Source organism: Leifsonia sp. YAF41, assembly GCF_052113185.1.
In the GTDB taxonomy this organism is placed as follows: Bacteria; Actinomycetota; Actinomycetes; order Actinomycetales; family Microbacteriaceae; genus Cryobacterium.
On the sequence record NZ_JBFRCS010000001.1, the window covers coordinates 127776 to 143242 of the forward strand.

The 15467-nt window shown below is 65.6% G+C and carries 17 protein-coding genes; 8 read left to right on the forward strand and 9 right to left on the reverse strand.

Annotated features, from left to right (window positions below):
• The first annotated feature begins 56 nt into the window (after window positions 1-56).
• Window positions 57-575 carry a DUF6611 family protein gene (locus AB4Y63_RS00615; RefSeq protein WP_441789087.1) on the forward strand — a complete coding sequence of 173 codons (519 nt, stop codon included), beginning with the start codon at window positions 57-59 and terminating at the stop codon, window positions 573-575.
• 69 nt (window positions 576-644) lie between these two features.
• On the forward strand, window positions 645-1259 hold the full coding sequence (locus tag AB4Y63_RS00620; RefSeq protein ID WP_441789088.1) for a nitroreductase family protein: 615 nt from the start codon (window positions 645-647) through the stop codon (window positions 1257-1259).
• A 25-nt stretch (window positions 1260-1284) separates the two neighbouring features.
• Here the strand turns inward: AB4Y63_RS00620 and AB4Y63_RS00625 are convergent, their stop codons facing one another.
• The 3 genes from AB4Y63_RS00625 to AB4Y63_RS00635 form a co-directional block, all read right to left on the reverse strand.
• Window positions 1285-2889 (reverse strand): ABC-F family ATP-binding cassette domain-containing protein, encoded by a 1605-nt coding sequence (locus tag AB4Y63_RS00625; protein WP_441789089.1) that lies wholly within the window; start codon window positions 2887-2889, stop codon window positions 1285-1287.
• A gap of 185 nt (window positions 2890-3074) precedes the next feature.
• On the reverse strand, window positions 3075-3392 hold the full coding sequence (locus AB4Y63_RS00630; protein ID WP_441789090.1) for a PLD nuclease N-terminal domain-containing protein: 318 nt from the start codon (window positions 3390-3392) through the stop codon (window positions 3075-3077).
• Between the two features lie 102 nt (window positions 3393-3494).
• Window positions 3495-3791 carry an SHOCT domain-containing protein gene (locus AB4Y63_RS00635; RefSeq protein WP_441789091.1) on the reverse strand — a complete coding sequence of 99 codons (297 nt, stop codon included), beginning with the start codon at window positions 3789-3791 and terminating at the stop codon, window positions 3495-3497.
• A gap of 141 nt (window positions 3792-3932) precedes the next feature.
• Between AB4Y63_RS00635 and AB4Y63_RS00640 the strand changes: the two genes are divergently transcribed.
• Both AB4Y63_RS00640 and AB4Y63_RS00645 read left to right on the forward strand, forming a co-directional pair.
• Window positions 3933-4268: a PadR family transcriptional regulator gene (locus AB4Y63_RS00640; protein ID WP_441789092.1), complete on the forward strand. Its 336-nt coding sequence runs from the start codon at window positions 3933-3935 to the stop codon at window positions 4266-4268.
• Window positions 4261-4938 (forward strand): hypothetical protein, encoded by a 678-nt coding sequence (locus AB4Y63_RS00645; RefSeq protein WP_441789093.1) that lies wholly within the window; start codon window positions 4261-4263, stop codon window positions 4936-4938. The genes AB4Y63_RS00640 and AB4Y63_RS00645 overlap by 8 nt, the downstream gene beginning before the upstream one ends.
• Here AB4Y63_RS00645 and AB4Y63_RS00650 read toward each other — a convergent pair.
• Window positions 4928-5575: a CG0192-related protein gene (locus AB4Y63_RS00650; protein ID WP_441789094.1), complete on the reverse strand. Its 648-nt coding sequence runs from the start codon at window positions 5573-5575 to the stop codon at window positions 4928-4930. The genes AB4Y63_RS00645 and AB4Y63_RS00650 overlap by 11 nt on opposite strands.
• A 123-nt stretch (window positions 5576-5698) precedes the next feature.
• Here AB4Y63_RS00650 and AB4Y63_RS00655 point away from each other — a divergent pair, with 123 nt between their 5' ends.
• Window positions 5699-7132, forward strand: a complete 1434-nt coding sequence (locus tag AB4Y63_RS00655) for a hypothetical protein (RefSeq protein ID WP_441789095.1) — start codon at window positions 5699-5701, stop codon at window positions 7130-7132.
• A gap of 46 nt (window positions 7133-7178) precedes the next feature.
• On the opposite strand, the gene AB4Y63_RS00660 is transcribed toward AB4Y63_RS00655, so the two are convergent.
• Window positions 7179-7973, reverse strand: a complete 795-nt coding sequence (locus AB4Y63_RS00660) for a hypothetical protein (protein WP_441789096.1) — start codon at window positions 7971-7973, stop codon at window positions 7179-7181.
• 192 nt (window positions 7974-8165) lie between these two features.
• Here AB4Y63_RS00660 and AB4Y63_RS00665 point away from each other — a divergent pair, with 192 nt between their 5' ends.
• Window positions 8166-9848, forward strand: coding sequence for a histidinol-phosphatase (locus AB4Y63_RS00665; RefSeq protein WP_441789097.1), 1683 nt, complete (start codon window positions 8166-8168; stop codon window positions 9846-9848).
• Between the two features lie 34 nt (window positions 9849-9882).
• Here the strand turns inward: AB4Y63_RS00665 and AB4Y63_RS00670 are convergent, their stop codons facing one another.
• The gene (locus tag AB4Y63_RS00670; protein WP_441789098.1) at window positions 9883-10926 is read right to left on the reverse strand and encodes an NAD(P)-dependent alcohol dehydrogenase; all 1044 of its coding nucleotides are present in this window, start codon (window positions 10924-10926) and stop codon (window positions 9883-9885) included.
• Window positions 10927-11028: 102 nt separating this feature from the next.
• Between AB4Y63_RS00670 and AB4Y63_RS00675 the strand changes: the two genes are divergently transcribed.
• Entirely contained in the window at window positions 11029-11718 is a 690-nt protein-coding gene (locus AB4Y63_RS00675; RefSeq protein ID WP_441789099.1) for a TetR/AcrR family transcriptional regulator, read from the forward strand.
• Here AB4Y63_RS00675 and AB4Y63_RS00680 read toward each other — a convergent pair.
• Together AB4Y63_RS00680 and AB4Y63_RS00685 are read right to left on the reverse strand one after the other, a co-directional pair.
• A complete protein-coding gene (locus AB4Y63_RS00680) occupies window positions 11681-12283 on the reverse strand; it encodes an antibiotic biosynthesis monooxygenase (protein WP_441789100.1) in 603 nt (200 codons plus the stop codon). The two genes, AB4Y63_RS00675 and AB4Y63_RS00680, sit on opposite strands and share 38 nt — an antisense overlap.
• Window positions 12284-12345: 62 nt before the next feature.
• The gene (locus AB4Y63_RS00685; protein ID WP_441789101.1) at window positions 12346-13317 is read right to left on the reverse strand and encodes an NAD(P)-dependent alcohol dehydrogenase; all 972 of its coding nucleotides are present in this window, start codon (window positions 13315-13317) and stop codon (window positions 12346-12348) included.
• Between the two features lie 174 nt (window positions 13318-13491).
• On the opposite strand from AB4Y63_RS00685, the gene AB4Y63_RS00690 reads away from it, so the two are divergent.
• Entirely contained in the window at window positions 13492-14628 is a 1137-nt protein-coding gene (locus AB4Y63_RS00690; protein WP_441789102.1) for a DUF998 domain-containing protein, read from the forward strand.
• Window positions 14629-14687: 59 nt separating this feature from the next.
• Here the strand turns inward: AB4Y63_RS00690 and AB4Y63_RS00695 are convergent, their stop codons facing one another.
• Entirely contained in the window at window positions 14688-15410 is a 723-nt protein-coding gene (locus AB4Y63_RS00695; RefSeq protein ID WP_441789103.1) for an alpha/beta fold hydrolase, read from the reverse strand.
• Window positions 15411-15467 lie beyond the last annotated feature (57 nt).

The window sequence follows — 15467 nt, forward strand, 5'->3', positions numbered from 1 at the left end:
GTATGGACGGCGTATGGATCATTCCACTTTCAGCGGGAGCGGCGCACTCTTGAATTGTGAACACCATCATGCGGCGAGTGATTGACGGCGACCGGAAGTGGGGCACGCTTGACTTCTCCCCGGCCGGACGCACCATGTGGCAGAGCGTGCACCTCACCGCCTATCCGCCCGGCATCACGACGGCCGAGCGCCGAATGCTTCATTTCGCTCATGTCTGGCCGGTTGCCGGTTCCGTGCTCTGCCTGGTGCTGATGGTCATGCTGAGTGATGTGCTGACTCCATTGTGGAGCCTGATCACAGCCGTCGCCGTCTTCCTTGCCGGCCTTCTGCTCGGCTCGCGCCTGACCCGTCCACTGAAGGGGCGTATCCGCACCCTGACCGTCTCGACGGTCTATCTGGACGGAAAGCTCAACTCGTTCGGCGATACCAAACTGATGGCAGTGGCGCGGGCGCGGTTCGATGCGCTCGACGCTCGCGATGCGGACGGATCTCTCGCGCCGGTCGAGTATGAGGCTGAATGGGCGGACATCTACGCCATGCTTCCGGCCCGTTCGTCTGCGCCGGCCCTGATCTGAGCGGAGTAGCGCCGTCCCGCGTACCCCTGCAGATTCGACGCGGCACCTATCAGGCGCGACTATGGAGCCATGGATTTTCAAGACGTGGTGCGCCGCCGGCGAATGGTGCGTCGTTACAGTTCGCAGCCCGTCGACGGGGCCGCCGTCGACCGGATGCTGCGAAACGCAGTGCGGGCCCCCAACGCCGGATTCACCCAGGGCTGGGCGTTTCTGGTTCTTGACACGCCTCGGGATGTCGCACGGTTCTGGAGTTCGACGACTCCTCTTACTCAGGCGGGAACCTCGAACCGTTGGCTCGCCGGCATGCAGACCGCGCCAGTCGTGATCGTTCCGATGTCGTCGAAGGCCGAGTATGTGCGCCGCTATGCCGAGGATGACAAAGGCCGGTCAGAGAATGAGGAACCGCGTTGGGCGGTGCCGTATTGGCATGTCGATGCGGGAATGGCCGCCCTGCTCGTGCTGCAGACGGCAGTGGACGAGGGGCTGGGCGGATGCTTCTTCGGGCTGCCGCCGGCACGCATCGACGCGTTTCGGGCCGAGTTCGGCGTGCCGGAGGACTACTCCCCCGTCGGCGCGATCACCATCGGTCACCCGGAATCGCCCGGCGCGACGACCGGCTCCCCCACCCGCCGCGCCCGTAAACACCTCGACGAGGTGGTGCATCGGGGCGACTGGCGGGGCTGAGTTGGCGCCCGGGCCGCCGGGCGATCTACCGGCCCTCGGTGAGACATCCGCCGGCATCGAGAGCGAGCCACCGGGTGATTCCGAGCCGCTCCAGAAACGCGTCGTCGTGACTCACGATCAGCAGGCCGCCCCGGTAGCCGGCGAGGGCATCCACCAGCTCGTCGACGCTGTTCAGGTCGAGGCTGTTCGTCGGCTCATCCAGAATGAGCAGCTGACTCGGCGGGTCGGCCAGGAGCAGCCGGGCCAGCGCGACACGAAACCGCTCCCCGCCTGACAATTGGCCGACCGGGCGGTCGACGGCGTCGCCGCGGAACAGAAAGCGGGCCAGGCTCGCCCGCACCTCGCCCGGCGGAGTGTTCGGCGCGGCGGCGCGCACGCTCTCCAGCACGGTGACCTGGTCGTCGAGGCTGTCCAACCGTTGCGCGAGGTAGCCGATTCGCTCGGTGAGCGCGACGCCGTAGCTCGACGCACCCCGCTCCTCGTCGGCCGGCCCGACGAGTGAATCCAGGAGTCGCGACTTCCCGACCCCGTTTCCACCGGTCAACGCGACTCGCTCCGGCCCCTGAATGACGATCGAGTGCTCGGCATCGTGAAGCTCGGCGAGACGCCGGGTCGATGCAACGCCCGGGTCGGGCAGTTCGATTCGGATGCGTTTGTCGGTACGGATGCGACGGCTCTGCTCGTCGAGCGCGTCACGCGCGCTGTCGACCTTGCTGTCGGCTTCGGTGCTGAGCCGCCCGGCCGATACCTGGGCATTCGATTTGCGTTGGTTCATCAGAATCTTCGCCGCCCGCTTGTTCTCGAAGTCCGAGCGGGCATACCGGCTGCGGCGAGCAAGCTTGGTCTCGGCCTCGATGCGCTGACGCTTCTCGGTCTTCAGCACCTGTTCCGCGGAGCGGACCGCTCGCGCCGCGGCATCCTGTTCCTGCTCGAGGTGCTCACGGTAGGCCGTGTAGTTGCCGCCGGACACGGCCAGCGCACCGTTGTTGAGCTCGGCAATGTCGTCCATCAGGTCAAGCAGCGCGGTGTCGTGGCTGACCACGACGAGCGCGCCCTTCCACGATCGGATCATGGCGTAGAGACGGTGTCGCGCGGCCCGGTCGAGGTTGTTCGTCGGTTCGTCGAGCAGCACGATCGGCGCGTTGGCCAGGCGCAGGCCGGCCAGCGCGGCGAGGATCGACTCGCCTCCCGAGAGTTCCCCCACCGATCGGTCGAGGTCGAACTCGCCGAGCCCGACCAGTCGCAGCGCCTCCTGGGCTCGCGTGTCGACATCCCAATCGTCGCCGAGCGTCTCGAAGTGGTGGATCGCCACGTCACCGGACTCGATCGCCCGTAACGCGTCGACGGTGTGACGGATGCCGAGCAGGTCCGCGAGCGTCGCCTCCGTGTCCAGCGTGAGATGTTGCGGCAGATAGCTTCGGTCTGTCGACGCGGTCACGGTGCCCGCGGTCGGGGTGAGTTGGCCGGTGATCAGTCTGAGCAGCGTCGACTTACCGGTGCCGTTCGCCCCGACGATTCCGGTGCGACCAGCGCCGAAGCTCGCCGAGGCATCGCGCAGGATGCCGGTGCCGTCAGGCCACGCGAAGCTCGCGTTGTTGAAAAGGACAGTCGGTTGGTGAGTCGTGAACATGAAGCTCCAGAGTTGTCAGCGGATGCGCTGACACCGGAGCCCGGAACGGGAAGATCGACGAAGTCAGCGCGCAGAAAGCGGCGGGAAATCGACGAGAATCTTCACTGGCTTCACCAAACTGTAAGGAACAAGACGTCACCTAGTCTTGCACACGCGACGTTCTACGCGTTCGCAGACCGGAGCGACTACGTGAGCGGATTGCGTGGCTTGCGCCCGAAGATCCAGTAGGCGACCGAGCCGATCGTGTTCAGCGCACTCGCCACCCGCCACACCGCTTTGTTGCCACGCACCTCGTCATCGGTGCGCGAGGCGATGTCCCGCCAGGTCAGGATCAGCACGATCACGTGAATGATCAGGGTCGGGATGACGGCACGCTTGTCAGGTTGCTTCTCCATGCGCTTCGCCTTGAACTTGTCCATCTGCTTCGCCATACGCTTTTCCATTTGCTTCTTGCGCTGCAACAGCTCTTTCGACGTCGGCTTCACATTCGACTTTGTATTCACGGCAGCTCCTTCGATCCGAGGAAAGCGACGCGCACACGGCGTTCGCGTCGCAAGTGTCCCCATCCTGGCACCGCGTCCGGCAACCGGTAAGACCACGACCGGTCAGATTCGGCCGAGCAGTTCGGTGCGTTTCACTTGGAATTCTTCTTCACTCAACAGTCCCTGATCACGAAGTTCTGCGAGCCGGCGGATCTGCTCGACGGGATCGATCTGGCCCGCGCCGCCACCCGGGCGAGCCGGCGCGACGGGGTCTGCGGCTTGGGCTGATCGACCGGGGCCGGGCGGGGCTGCGCGGCGGGCGAGCGACACAATAATGAGTACTCCGCCCACCACGACGGCTCCGATCACGATCAGCACGCCAAGGATGATCAGCACGTGCCATCCCGTCAGATTCTGCACGATTGGTCCCCCGAGTCCCCGCTGGCAGCCGCATCCGGACTGCGCAGATAGAACAGAGACTACGCACCGCTCGGTTCTCGCGCGAGGAATCGACGATGTTCGGAACAGAGATATGAGATTTCTGCTGCTATCTTGTGATGCATGACAGCGGATGTGGGTGCACAGCTTCGGAAAGGTGTTGTCGAGTACTGCATCCTCGGCGTGCTCTCGCGCGAGGCGATGTACGGCTGGCAGCTGTCGGAAACCCTGATCGAACGCGGGCTGATCGCCAGCATCGGCACCCTCTACCCGGTACTCAGTCGCCTCCGCGCCCAGGGACTCGTCACGACGCACGACGAGCAATCCGACACCGGCCCGGTTCGCAAGTACTACCGGTTGACGGAGGCCGGTACCCAGCAACTCGACAGCTTTCGCACGCAGTGGGGCCCGTTCACCCGGACGGTCACTGAATTGGTTGGGGGAACCGACAATGACTGAGACCACGACACCGCCCGTGGTGCAGGACTATCTGGCCCAGCTCGACGCCGCACTGGTCGGGGTGGCGGATGCGACGGCGCACGACATCCGCGACGCGATCGCCGAGGAGCTCACCGGCCTCGACGCCGCAACGGCAGCCGTGCGCATCGAACAGTTGGGCGACCCGTTCTTCATCGCCGCCGAGGCGCGCGAGGCGAGCCGCGTGCCCGCGCCCACCGAACCGGCCCGACCTCAGACATTCGTCGCCGAGGACCGGACTGACGGCGTCGGCTACGTGCTTCTCGCTTCGCTGCTCGTCGCGCTCGGCGGCATGGTGATCCCCGTGCTCGGTTGGGCCGCCGGCATCGTCATGGTGTGGTTGTCGCGAGCCTGGAGCCGTGCGGAGAAGTGGGCCGCGGTGCTGATACCGGTCGGTGCGGTGCTCGTGACCGCCGCGAGCTATGCCATTGGGATAGCAATCAAGCAGAGCACCTCGGCGCAGGGTGCGTTGGAGCGAGTGCAGGGCGGCGGCGACGGATTTCACGGGCCGAAGATCGAAGACTTCACTCCGGTCATACCCGCCTGGTACGACCTCCTCTGGTCGTCGGCGTTGGTGCTCATCCTGGTCAATTTCGCCGTCGGAATCGCGTTATTGGTGCGTGCGGTGCGCCGCCGTCGGCTCAGCGAATGAACGAAGCGAGTGCCAGCACGATCGGAGTCGACTGGCCATCCCAGGTTCCGACCAGGCTCTGCGCGGCATCCGTGACCTCGACGCCCTCACCGAGCACACGCCTGACCGACAAACGGAGTGAGCCGGCATCGATGACCGTGACGTCGCCGTGCTGCGTCGCCGCTACCGTGTCGATCGGCGCGACGGTCGTGTCGCGGGCTCCACTCCCCTGCACGTGAGTCGTGCTGGGTTGGGGCTGGAGGCTGTCGCCGACCTGCACGAACTGTTCGACCTCGGTGCCACCCGCGAGAATCGCAGCGGCCAGAGCGGATGCGTATACCGGGTCGCCGCTGGCGTCATACACCCAGCGCTTGCCCAAGACGGAGTGATCCATCGTGCTGATCAGCCACTGCTCGGCGCCGTCGAGCGGAGCACCACGGTAGGTGAGCGGAACTTGGAGCAGGTGTCCCTCGCCCGCCCTGACAATCAGCGTCTCGATTCCGACCTCCCCCGCTGGATCGTCAAAGCGGTAGGACGCAACGCGGTGAAGATCAGACTCCACGAGCTGCCCGACCCCTGACCAGTCCTGGGCCGGCAGCCAGCGGGCAAGGAGCTCAAGTTTGGAGGGCCGCAACTCGGCCTGATGCAGGATCGCCATGACTCCGATCGTAGGACATGGCGATTCCCCGAATCGCGAACCGATAGCATTAGCTCCGTTTGGGGGAACAGTTTCAAGCGACGATTGAGCGCTTGAGAGTCATTTCATGTGAAAAGGAACTTCGTGGGTCGTCGCGCAACAAAGTTGTTCAGCTCGATAGCAGCAGTCGGAATCGGGATCGTCGGTGCCGGCCTCGTGGCCCAACCTGCGTCGGCGACGCCGCCCGCAAGCGACTGTGTCACCGCCTGCACCGTCACGTTCTCCACGACTGGCCCCGGCCAGACCTTCACGATTCCCACCGGCATCAGTTCGTTGCATGCGACGATCGCCGGTTCGGCCGGCGCGCCCGCCTCCTTCGCCATCACCAACGATCCGACTGCCGTCGGTGGTGGCGGCGGAGCCGCATCACTCGACCTCGGCGCATCGTACGCCGGTTCAACGTTCACCTTCGGTGTCGGCGCGACCGGCGCGGGAACGTCGTTGCAGGACAGCGACAACACCCTTCTCGCAGTTGCCGGTGGCGGTGGAGGCGGCGGATATGCCGCGTATTTCCAATGGCCAGACCAGATCCTCGCTACCTACCCCGGCGGTGATGGCGCGGCGCCCGCCACCCTCGGCGTGACGGCCGGTGGCGACGGCACGGCGTTCGGAACTCTTGCGGCCAACGGCACAGGCGGAACAGCCGTCGGCGGTCAGGCCGGCACCGGCGACTCAACCGGATCAACCGACGGAACACTGACCACCCTGTCCGCCGGGGTGCCGACACTCGGTGCAGGCGGAGTGGGCGGCTCCCTGACCGTCGGCGCGACCCACGTCGGCGGGGCCGGCGGCGGCGGATACACCGGTGGTGGCGGCGGTGCGGTCAAGCGCAACGTACCGGGCGGGGATGTCGACGTCGATGTCGTCGCACCCGGCGGCGGCGGCTCGGCCTTCCTCGCTGTCGACCTGGCGGCATCCGCGCTGGCTCCGAACCCCAACGGTGGCTACGTGAGTTTCATCTGGGACTACACCCCCACCATCGACAACCCCCTCCCCGGCGCGACTCCCGGCACGCCGCCGGTCGTGAAGCGCGGCGCAATCATCCCCGTACGCATCGCGGGACTTCCTGCCGCTGCCCCGTTCAGCGTGCTCTTCGACGGTGAAGTCGTGGCCTCCGGCACGACGGATGCCTCCGGCACGGCGATCGCCTCTTTCACGATTCCCGAGACCCAGAGCGCGGGGACCTACACCTTCGCCCTGCGGGTCGGCACGACCACCGTTGCGGTCTCGGCACCGATCGTTGTCGAGGTTCCGAACCCTGTCGATCCCGGTACCGGCGGACCCGGCGTGACCAACCCCGAAACTGACGTCCCAAGCGTGACCGTTCCCGCGGCCGTGGCAACGGCGAACCCGACTGCTGGCACAGCAGGTCTGGCCTCCACTGGAACGGCCTTCGTCGGAGGGCTGGCCGTCGTCGCCGGCGTGCTCCTCATCGCAGGGGCGGCCATCTTCTTCATCGGTCGCCGACGACGCACCGCCGCGTCGGACACCACGACGTCGCCGACCGACGAGTCGTAACCGCTCGGCCACTGCCGCTCAACCCCGACCGCGGCAGGCGGTACTACTACTCCTCGTCGCTGAGCAGATTCGGGTCGGTGCGCTCCGTGAGCGATCCCTTCTGCTGCGTGCGCCGCCTCTGATTCGCGATGAAGGCAATCACCCCGAGCGCGGCAAGCACCAGCGCTGCCGCGATCGGAGAGGCAATGTCGAGGCCGGTTGACGCCATCGGGCCGCCCTGGCTCGCTCCCCCGCCCGGGGCTCCCGGCGTCGCGGCGGGCCTCGGAGCCGGCGTGACGCTCGGCTTCGCGGTGGGAGTGGGCGTCGCCGTGGGAGTGGTGGTGGCCGTCGGCGTCGGCGTCGGCGTCGGGATGACAGGTACCGGCGCCACGACGAAACGTGCGGATGCGATATCGAGGCCCACCGAGAAGACGGTCGGTGCTGCCACGGCGATACCGCGCTCCAGCCGCAGGCACTCAAGCGCAAGAGTGACGCCGGTCGACAGTGGATAATCAGCGAGCACGACGTCGGTCGAAACAACGGCCGGTTGCGCCGGGTCAGCGATCGGCTCGGAGGCGGAGACCACAAATGCAGCACCTGAATCCGTGATCAGACTGATTCGCGCAGCATCGGTGAACCCCGTTGAGCAGGCGTCGGCTGCCGTGACGCTGGCGAAGCTGGGACTGCTCGTCGTGCTGCCGTCAGCCAGAACCCGTCCCGTTGCATCCTTCAGCGTGACAATGCCGACGCTGTTCGACGGAACGGTCGGGGCCAGCGCGAACGAAGCGACCGGTGCCGCGAGTGCGATGAACCCCGTGAGGGCGATCGAAATCGGCCGGTGGGAGGTAAGACGAGATAGCACGGGTGAGGCCCTTCTACGCGTTCTGCACCAGTCGGTGCAAACCTGTGAATCGTCTCGCACGTGGGTGTCGCGGAAGCATCGCCGCTCTGAACAACCGACGCCTCCCGGCTACCGCGTGTTTGCTTCCCGACTTCTCTCGTCTATCTGAACTCCTTAGGCTCGCGATGCCCTGTCAGCAGAAGGAGATTTCCGATGTGCACGATCCCTCATACCCCGACTTTGAACCGGCGCCAGCTCATGCAGGCCGCTGGGGTAGTCGCGGCCGGCGTTGTGGCCGCCTCCGCCCTCTCATCTGACCGGGCTCACGCCTCAACAGCCGTCGTGCCCCACATGGATGCCGCCGGCTTCGACGACCCCGTCTCGCCAACCTGGCTGGTCGGTGATCACCACGTGCACACCGTCTATAGCCACGACGCCAAGTATTTGCAGAGCCAGCAGCTCGACAAAGCGCAGGAATACGGCGTCGACGTTCTCACCTTTACCGAGCACAGCAATTGGGGTCATGCCAACGGTGGCGGCGCCCTGAACTCGCACCGCGACATCACCCTCGCCCGTGCCGCCCGGCCCGACATGCTCATCTTTCAAGGACTCGAGTGGTACATCCCGGCTGCAGAGCACGCGTCGGTGATTGTTGCGCCGGGGCTGAACGAAGCGCGCATCCTGCGTCAATTCGAGCTGCTCTGGGACGGCAAACTCAACAAGTGGGAGAAACCGGAACCCGACACCGGCCAAGCGGCAGACTGGGAGCCGAAGGCGCGGCAGGCGATTAAATGGCTGGCCGCGCAGAAGCGGGCTGGCTTCATTGACGATGTGCTCGTGCTGGCCAACCACCCGTCACGGCTCGGCTACGACTCCCCTCATGAGATGCGCGGATGGCGTGACGCCGATCCCGAGATCATGATCGGGATGGAAGGCGCACCCGGTGCACAAGCCTCGGCGTTCGGGCTCAACCGCAGCCCGAACAATCAGCGTGGCGAGTACGAAAACTCACCGAGCAGGTTCTCATTCGCCGGATTCCCGGCGGAGGCATATACGACGAGGGGCGGTTTCGACTGGGTCACCTCCGTTGTCGGCGGCATGTGGGACTCGATGCTGGCCGAAGGCAAGCCGTTCTGGATCACCACGAACAGCGACAATCACCTCACCGCCATGGACACCATGCGCGTCGGCGACTTCCCGAGCGGCAGCCCGTGGAACACCGACCAGGGCCTCGACAGCTTCACTCGGGCCGGACGCCGGGCAGACCCGATCGAAACGGGCAGCCCACAGGGCGGAAGCGACTACTGGCCCGGCCAATTCAGTCGTACACACATCGGCGCTGACGCCCGCACCTACGGCAGCGTCATGGCCGCGATGCGTGCCGGTCGCATGTGGGTCGACCACGGTCACCTGATCAATGGCCTCGACGTGCGGGTGCGCCCGGTCGGGCACGCCGGCCCTGGACGCGGCATGGGTTCGACACTCACCGTTCCGCGCGGCACCGATGTAGAACTGACCATCACCATCCGCCCGACGACGACTGAGAATTTCGCGGGAATCCTGCCGAAGCTGGCCCATGTCGACATCATTCGCGGGCTTGTGACCGGGCCCGTCTCAGATCCCGATGCCATCACCACACCGGGCACACGCGTGCACGAGCAGATCGACACGACGGGCACGACTGGGCAAATCTCCCTCACGCGCACGTTCACCAGCGTCGACACGTCCTTCTATCTCCGGTTGCGGGGCAGCGACGGCAATCGCGGCGGTGTGGGGCCGCTGGGTGCGACAGTCGACCCGCGGGGCCCGATCGCGCACGGTGGTGGCGCCGACGAGGGCAATCCGTGGATCGACACCTGGTTCTACAGCAACCCGGTGTTCATCACGGTCGTGTAGACGTCGGCAGACGAGGGCAGCCGTTGGGCCAACCTCACAGTGTGATGACGACTTTGCCGCCAACTCGACCCGCCTGCATGTGCTCGATCGCTGCGGCCGTGTCGCTGAGCGGATAGGTGCGGTCGATCGCCGGCGTGATCGCTCCCGCCTCCAGCATCCCCGCAAGTTCGACAAGATCGGCGCGATTCTCGGAGGCGATGAAGCTCACCAGTCGCTGGCTGATCCAGGGCGACAACACCATGGCCTGCAGTTGGCGTTCGGTTCCGCCGAGCCACCGGCCGCCCGTTTCGGCGCCCACGATCACCACGGTTCCGGTCGGCGTGAGCGCCTTCCGGAGCAGTGACAGCGGCCGATTTCCGCCGGTGTCGAGAATGACGTCGTAGCGCTTACCGTCGTCGGTAATCCCGGAGGTGATGTCAGCACGGGTGTAGTCGATAACGCGATCGGCCCCGAGCGAGGTCACGAGCTCGACCTTGCCCGTGCTGCAGACCCCGGTGACGTCCGCGCCCCGAGCCTTCGCGATTTGTACCGCGAAACTCCCCACCCCGCCGCCGGCGCCGATGATCAGCACCTTCTGACCGGCCTGAACCCGACCGTGATCGCGCACCGCCTGGAGTGCGGTCAGCGCGGAGATCGGCACGGCCGCCGCCTGCACCATCGTCAGATTCTTCGGCTTCGGCACGAGGAGATCGGCCCGGCACGACGCAAACTCGGCGAACGCTCCCTCGCCGATCCCGAAAACCTCATCGCCCGGCTTCACCGTGTTCACCCGGTTCCCGACGGACTCGACGACACCCGCCAGTTCGCGACCCCGAACCCCGGTTTTCGGTGACCTGATCCCGTATCCCGCGAGCCGTACCGGATAGGGCAAGCCCGCCATCAGGTGCCAGGCTCCGCGGTCGACCCCTGCAGCATTCACCCGCACGACGACCTCCTCATCATCGGGTGCCGGCCGCTTGATCTTCAGAAGGTTCAGCACATCACGCGCCTCGCCGTACTCGTGCTGCACCATCGCTGACATGCGCTGGTCCCCCGGGCTCACACGTGTCGACGCAGCCTGTTGCTTGGTGTCGTTCATGATCATCCTTCGTTCACTGATTCCAAAACTTACGTTGTAAGTAACGGTAGGCTTACGCTGTAAGTGTTGTCAAGGGGAATGCAGAGCGAAAGTACGAGCACCGTGACGAAATCCACCACAGAATCCCGCCGCCGCCTCGATCGCGCACAGGTGGTGGCGGCCGGAATGACGGTGGCGGATGCCGGCGGTCTCGACGTGCTGACGATGCGCAAGGTCGGCGAGGCACTCGGCGTAGAGGCGATGTCGCTCTACAACCATGTGGCGAACAAGGAAGACCTCCTCGACGCAATGATCGATGTCGTCTATGGGGAGATCGAGCTGCCGACCGTCGGCTCCGAGTGGAAGAGCGCGATTCGCCGCCGGTCGGTGTCGGTCAATGAGGCACTGCGCCGGCACCCCTGGGCGACCCCGTTGATGGAGTCCCGGCAAGCCCCCGGCCCGGCCAACCTCCGCCACCACGACTCGGTACTCGGCACGCTGCGCGTCGGCGGGTTTCCCTTGCTCCTCGCCGCGCACGCGTATTCGACGATCGACAGCTATCTCTACGGCTTTGCCCTCCAAGCCAAAAACCTGCCGTTCGATACTTTCGAAGAGACCGAAGCGGTGATGGAGATGATGATGGCGCAGATGCCAGTCGACCAGTATCCGCACCTCGCCGAGATTGCCAGTGAGCTCGTGATGCAGCCGGGCTATTCCTACAACAACGAGTTCGAGTTCGGGCTCGACCTCGTTCTCGACGCGCTGGAGCGTCAGCTCAACTCCGATGCAGCCAGGGACGCAGCATCCGCGTGATGAACGGAAGCACCCAATAGGTCATGACCGGCGTGAGCAGGAGTGTTGAGACCAGTACCGTGAAGAGTGGCAAGAAGCTGCGCCACCCGGGGACCAGTGCGACGGCGAACAGGGTGAAGGCCAGGTTGACCGGGTAGAAGCCGAGACCGATGATCACCGCTTGTTTCCAGCGAGGCGGCGCGGATGTCACTGGCGCTTCGGTCTCCTGCGGCGAGTCGAACCACCCCTCAATGCCAGTGCGTTTGTCGACGCGAGCCACCTCAACCAACTCGCGGCCGTCGAACAGCCAGTCGGCGCGGTCGTCCGAGACCTCCCAGTCGTCAAGCAGTGCCACATCGCTGAACCGATAGAGCAGATGCCACTCGTGCGAGTCGGCCGAGGCGCGCACCCAGCCGGAGCCGAGGAATCCCGGATAGCTGCTCGCCAGGTTCACGCCCTCCTGCACCCAGCGCGTCGCCTCGGCGATGTTTGTCGGGTCGACCAACCGTGTGATCGACACTGTGACGGGCAGGCCGCCGCCGTGGGATGCTCCGGTGTCGTCGCCCGAGCGTTCGTCAGCGTTCATCCTTCAAGTATTGCCGGTGTGCCGAGCCGACATGCCGCGCTGGGGCGCGCCGCAGCCGCTGGCTAGCGCTCGTCAACCACCCGGATGACGACGTTCCCGATCTTCACCCCTGACTCGACGTATTGATAGGCCAGGGCAATCTCGTCGAGGGAGAAGCTCCGGTCGATGACCGGCTTGAACGCGCCGATTTCCATCAGCCCCTTGAGAAAAATCACGTCGTCTCTCGTGTCTTTCGGGATGGGAAAGAGCACCTTTTTGCCGCCAAACATGGCGGTTCCGATGGCGAGTAGCGGGTTCTGCCACCCGCGGCCCAGCTCGGTCGACACGTAGACGCCGTGCGGGTTCAGCAGCGTCTTGCACGCGCCGAAGGAACTCTTTCCGACGGTATCGAGAACCGCGTCGAACTGCTCGTCGAGCCGGGTGAAATCCTCCCGGGTGTAGTCGACGACGCGGTCGGCGCCGAGGGAGGCGACGAGCGCGACGCTCTTCGTGTCGCACACCGCGGTCACTCGCGCGCCGAGATGCTTCACGAGTTGCACCGCCGACGACCCGATGGCGCCGGTTGCACCATAGATGAGCACGTTCTGCCCGGCGAAGATTCCTGCCGCGCGAATGATGTTCAAGGCGTAGTGGGCGCCCTCCGTGCTGGGAACGACCTCGGCGTAGGTCATCCCCGCGGGGATGAGCGCCACCATCCCTGTGACGCGGGCCGTCTTGTACTCGGCCTGGCCGCCGAACCCGTATCCGTCGTAACCGAAGACATCCTGACCGACCGAAAACGTGGTGACGCCGTCGCCCACCGCTTCGACCCGGCCGGCGAATTCATTGCCGAGGGTCTGCGCCTTCGGCTTGCCGACGCCGCTGAACAGCCTGACGAGCAGTGGTTTTCCCCGCAGGAATCCGCAATCGGTGCGATTGACCGATGCGGCGAACACCTTGATCAGAATCTCACCGGGCAACGCGCGCGGTTTGGCGACGTGCTCGATGCTCAGAACCTCGGGTCCGCCGTACTTCGTATGAACTGCAGCGCGCATGCGCACAATCTAACAGGGGATCCCCGTGCAGGCGGCACGTTCATTTCAGCCTGTTGCACTTCGCCTCACCCACTTGGTGTGATGCTCACGTTTCGGCCAATCCGTAGCCTGAATCCGCCGTCGGCCGAAGCTCGTCGGGCTCAGGTAGTGGCGAACCGAGTGGAGGACCCTGGCATGACGACTCTCACCGACCCGAAGCAGCGGACTAAAGCAGTCACGACCGAATCGAGGGCGTTGATGGCGGGCGCGATCGCGTTCGTGGTGACGGCTCTGATTGGGCTGGTGGCGTTCGCCGGCCACGACGCCCCGCTCGCGGGGCCGGGATCCGTCGGCCAGCTGGCCGCCTTGACCGGCGCCGCGTGCACACTGGTCGTTTTCGTGATCTCCTACACACTCGCCACTCGCACACCGTCGATGGTCTGGCTGCGCGGTTCCCACCTGCCGAAACAGATCCTCGATGTGGCGGCGCTCGCGTTCGCGCACGCCGCCCTCGCGCTGCTCACGATCCTGGTCAGCTTCTGGGTCATCCAGCGTGGCTTCACCGATGCCGTGCTGTACTTCGTTCCCGCCGCATTGTTCGCCGCCGCCATCGTCGCAGGCACGATCTACTTCGTCTATCTCTCCGCAGCCCGGATGGACATGTTCCGCCTCTCCACCCTTCTCGCGGTCTTTCTTGTCGCGGGTGGCCTCACGAGCATGCTCACCGCCCAAGACCCGCATTGGTGGCAGGAGAACGTGAGCACACTCGGCATTGACGACGACTTTTCCTCGGCGGCCTTCAACGTGACGCTCGTCGTGACCGGGATCATCCTGACCACGCTCGCCAACTACATGACCACGGAACTCGAGCTGACAGCCGTTGCGGCAGGTCGCCCGACCCGGGGTCCGCGGGTCGTGAAATGGTCGCTGGTGCTGATTGGATTGTTCCTCGCCTGCGTCGGGATCTTCCCCACCGACGAGTTCCACACCATTCACAACACCGTCGCGATCGGAATGGCGCTGATCTACGTCTACCTCGTCATCGCCGTTCGGAGCCTGATCCCCAGCCTTCCGCGCACCTTCCTCGCCCTCGGCTATCTGTTCATCGCCGTGATCGGGGTTGCCGCAGTGCTGTACGGCATCGGCTACTACAACCTGACGGCGGTCGAGCTGATCGCCGCCGTGCTGATCTTCACCTGGGTGATCGTGCTCATCCGCAACACCGCTGCGGTCAGTCAGGATGACCGCACCGAGGCGCACGCGCAACTCGACGACGCCGCCGGACTCGGGTCGGAGTCTGCTGTCGCGGTGGCGCCGAATTTTCCGGGTTAGGCGCCGCAGCGTTGGAGAGGCCCAGCGAATCGCCCCGCAGTCACATGCTCACCGGTTCATCACCTCACCGGTTCATCGGCCGACCGGTTCACGGCCGTCAGAAGCTCGGTGCCGAGTTCGGCCGGCCGGGTGAACTGCGGCCAGTGACCGGTCGGCAGATCGACATACTCGACGTCGTGGATGCGCGCGAGCTCGGCCACATACGGATGCGCGCCCTGAATCCACTCACGAATCTGCGCCGACGGAAACTCGCACGCAATGATCGTGGTCGGCACGTCGAAACGGCGCTCGTCGTTCAGCGGCTGCTGCGAGTCGTAGGCGACGCCACGCGGCTCGGGAATCGCCCTGGCCCGGAATCCGGCCCGCAGCTCGTCGGTCAGATCGGTGAGGTCGGCGGCGTCGAAGGTCTCCCACGACGGCAACGGCACCTCGTCTTCGGTGGCCGGAAGCTCGCTGTTGATGACGCCGCCCGGGGCGAGCGGGCCGCTGTCGACGTAGATCGCGCGGGCGACCCGGTCGGGACGCGCGTCCGTTGCGCCGTAGATGATGGCGCCGCCGCCGGAATGGCCGACGAGCACGACGGGGCCGACAAGAGCGTCGATCGCCTTCACGACGGCATCGATGTGATCCTGCAAGCCGATGCCGGCCCGCGAGGCTTCGAGAGACTCTTTGCCGGGCAGGGTCAGCGGGTGCACGCGATGGCCGGCCGCGACGAGCGGCGGCGACACCTCTGACCAGGACGACGCATCCAACCAGAATCCGGGTACCAAAATGATGTCCATGCGGGCACGCTACACCGCCCCTCCGACATGGTGGCGTTGGCCGGCGCGTGCGCCGAA

Excerpts from the sequence above, each read along its gene's own strand:
- AB4Y63_RS00645 (WP_441789093.1), top strand. The coding sequence starts at position 4,261 with ATGACTGAGACCACGACACCGCCCGTGGTGCAGGACTATCTGGCCCAG.
- AB4Y63_RS00695 (WP_441789103.1), bottom strand. The coding sequence starts at position 15,410 with ATGGACATCATTTTGGTACCCGGATTCTGGTTGGATGCGTCGTCCTGG.
- AB4Y63_RS00640 (WP_441789092.1), top strand. The coding sequence starts at position 3,933 with ATGACAGCGGATGTGGGTGCACAGCTTCGGAAAGGTGTTGTCGAGTAC.
- AB4Y63_RS00625 (WP_441789089.1), bottom strand. The coding sequence starts at position 2,889 with ATGTTCACGACTCACCAACCGACTGTCCTTTTCAACAACGCGAGCTTC.
- AB4Y63_RS00665 (WP_441789097.1), top strand. The coding sequence starts at position 8,166 with ATGTGCACGATCCCTCATACCCCGACTTTGAACCGGCGCCAGCTCATG.
- AB4Y63_RS00685 (WP_441789101.1), bottom strand. The coding sequence starts at position 13,317 with ATGCGCGCTGCAGTTCATACGAAGTACGGCGGACCCGAGGTTCTGAGC.
- AB4Y63_RS00620 (WP_441789088.1), top strand. The coding sequence starts at position 645 with ATGGATTTTCAAGACGTGGTGCGCCGCCGGCGAATGGTGCGTCGTTAC.
- AB4Y63_RS00670 (WP_441789098.1), bottom strand. The coding sequence starts at position 10,926 with ATGAACGACACCAAGCAACAGGCTGCGTCGACACGTGTGAGCCCGGGG.
- AB4Y63_RS00650 (WP_441789094.1), bottom strand. The coding sequence starts at position 5,575 with ATGGCGATCCTGCATCAGGCCGAGTTGCGGCCCTCCAAACTTGAGCTC.
- AB4Y63_RS00690 (WP_441789102.1), top strand. The coding sequence starts at position 13,492 with ATGACGACTCTCACCGACCCGAAGCAGCGGACTAAAGCAGTCACGACC.
- AB4Y63_RS00680 (WP_441789100.1), bottom strand. The coding sequence starts at position 12,283 with ATGAACGCTGACGAACGCTCGGGCGACGACACCGGAGCATCCCACGGC.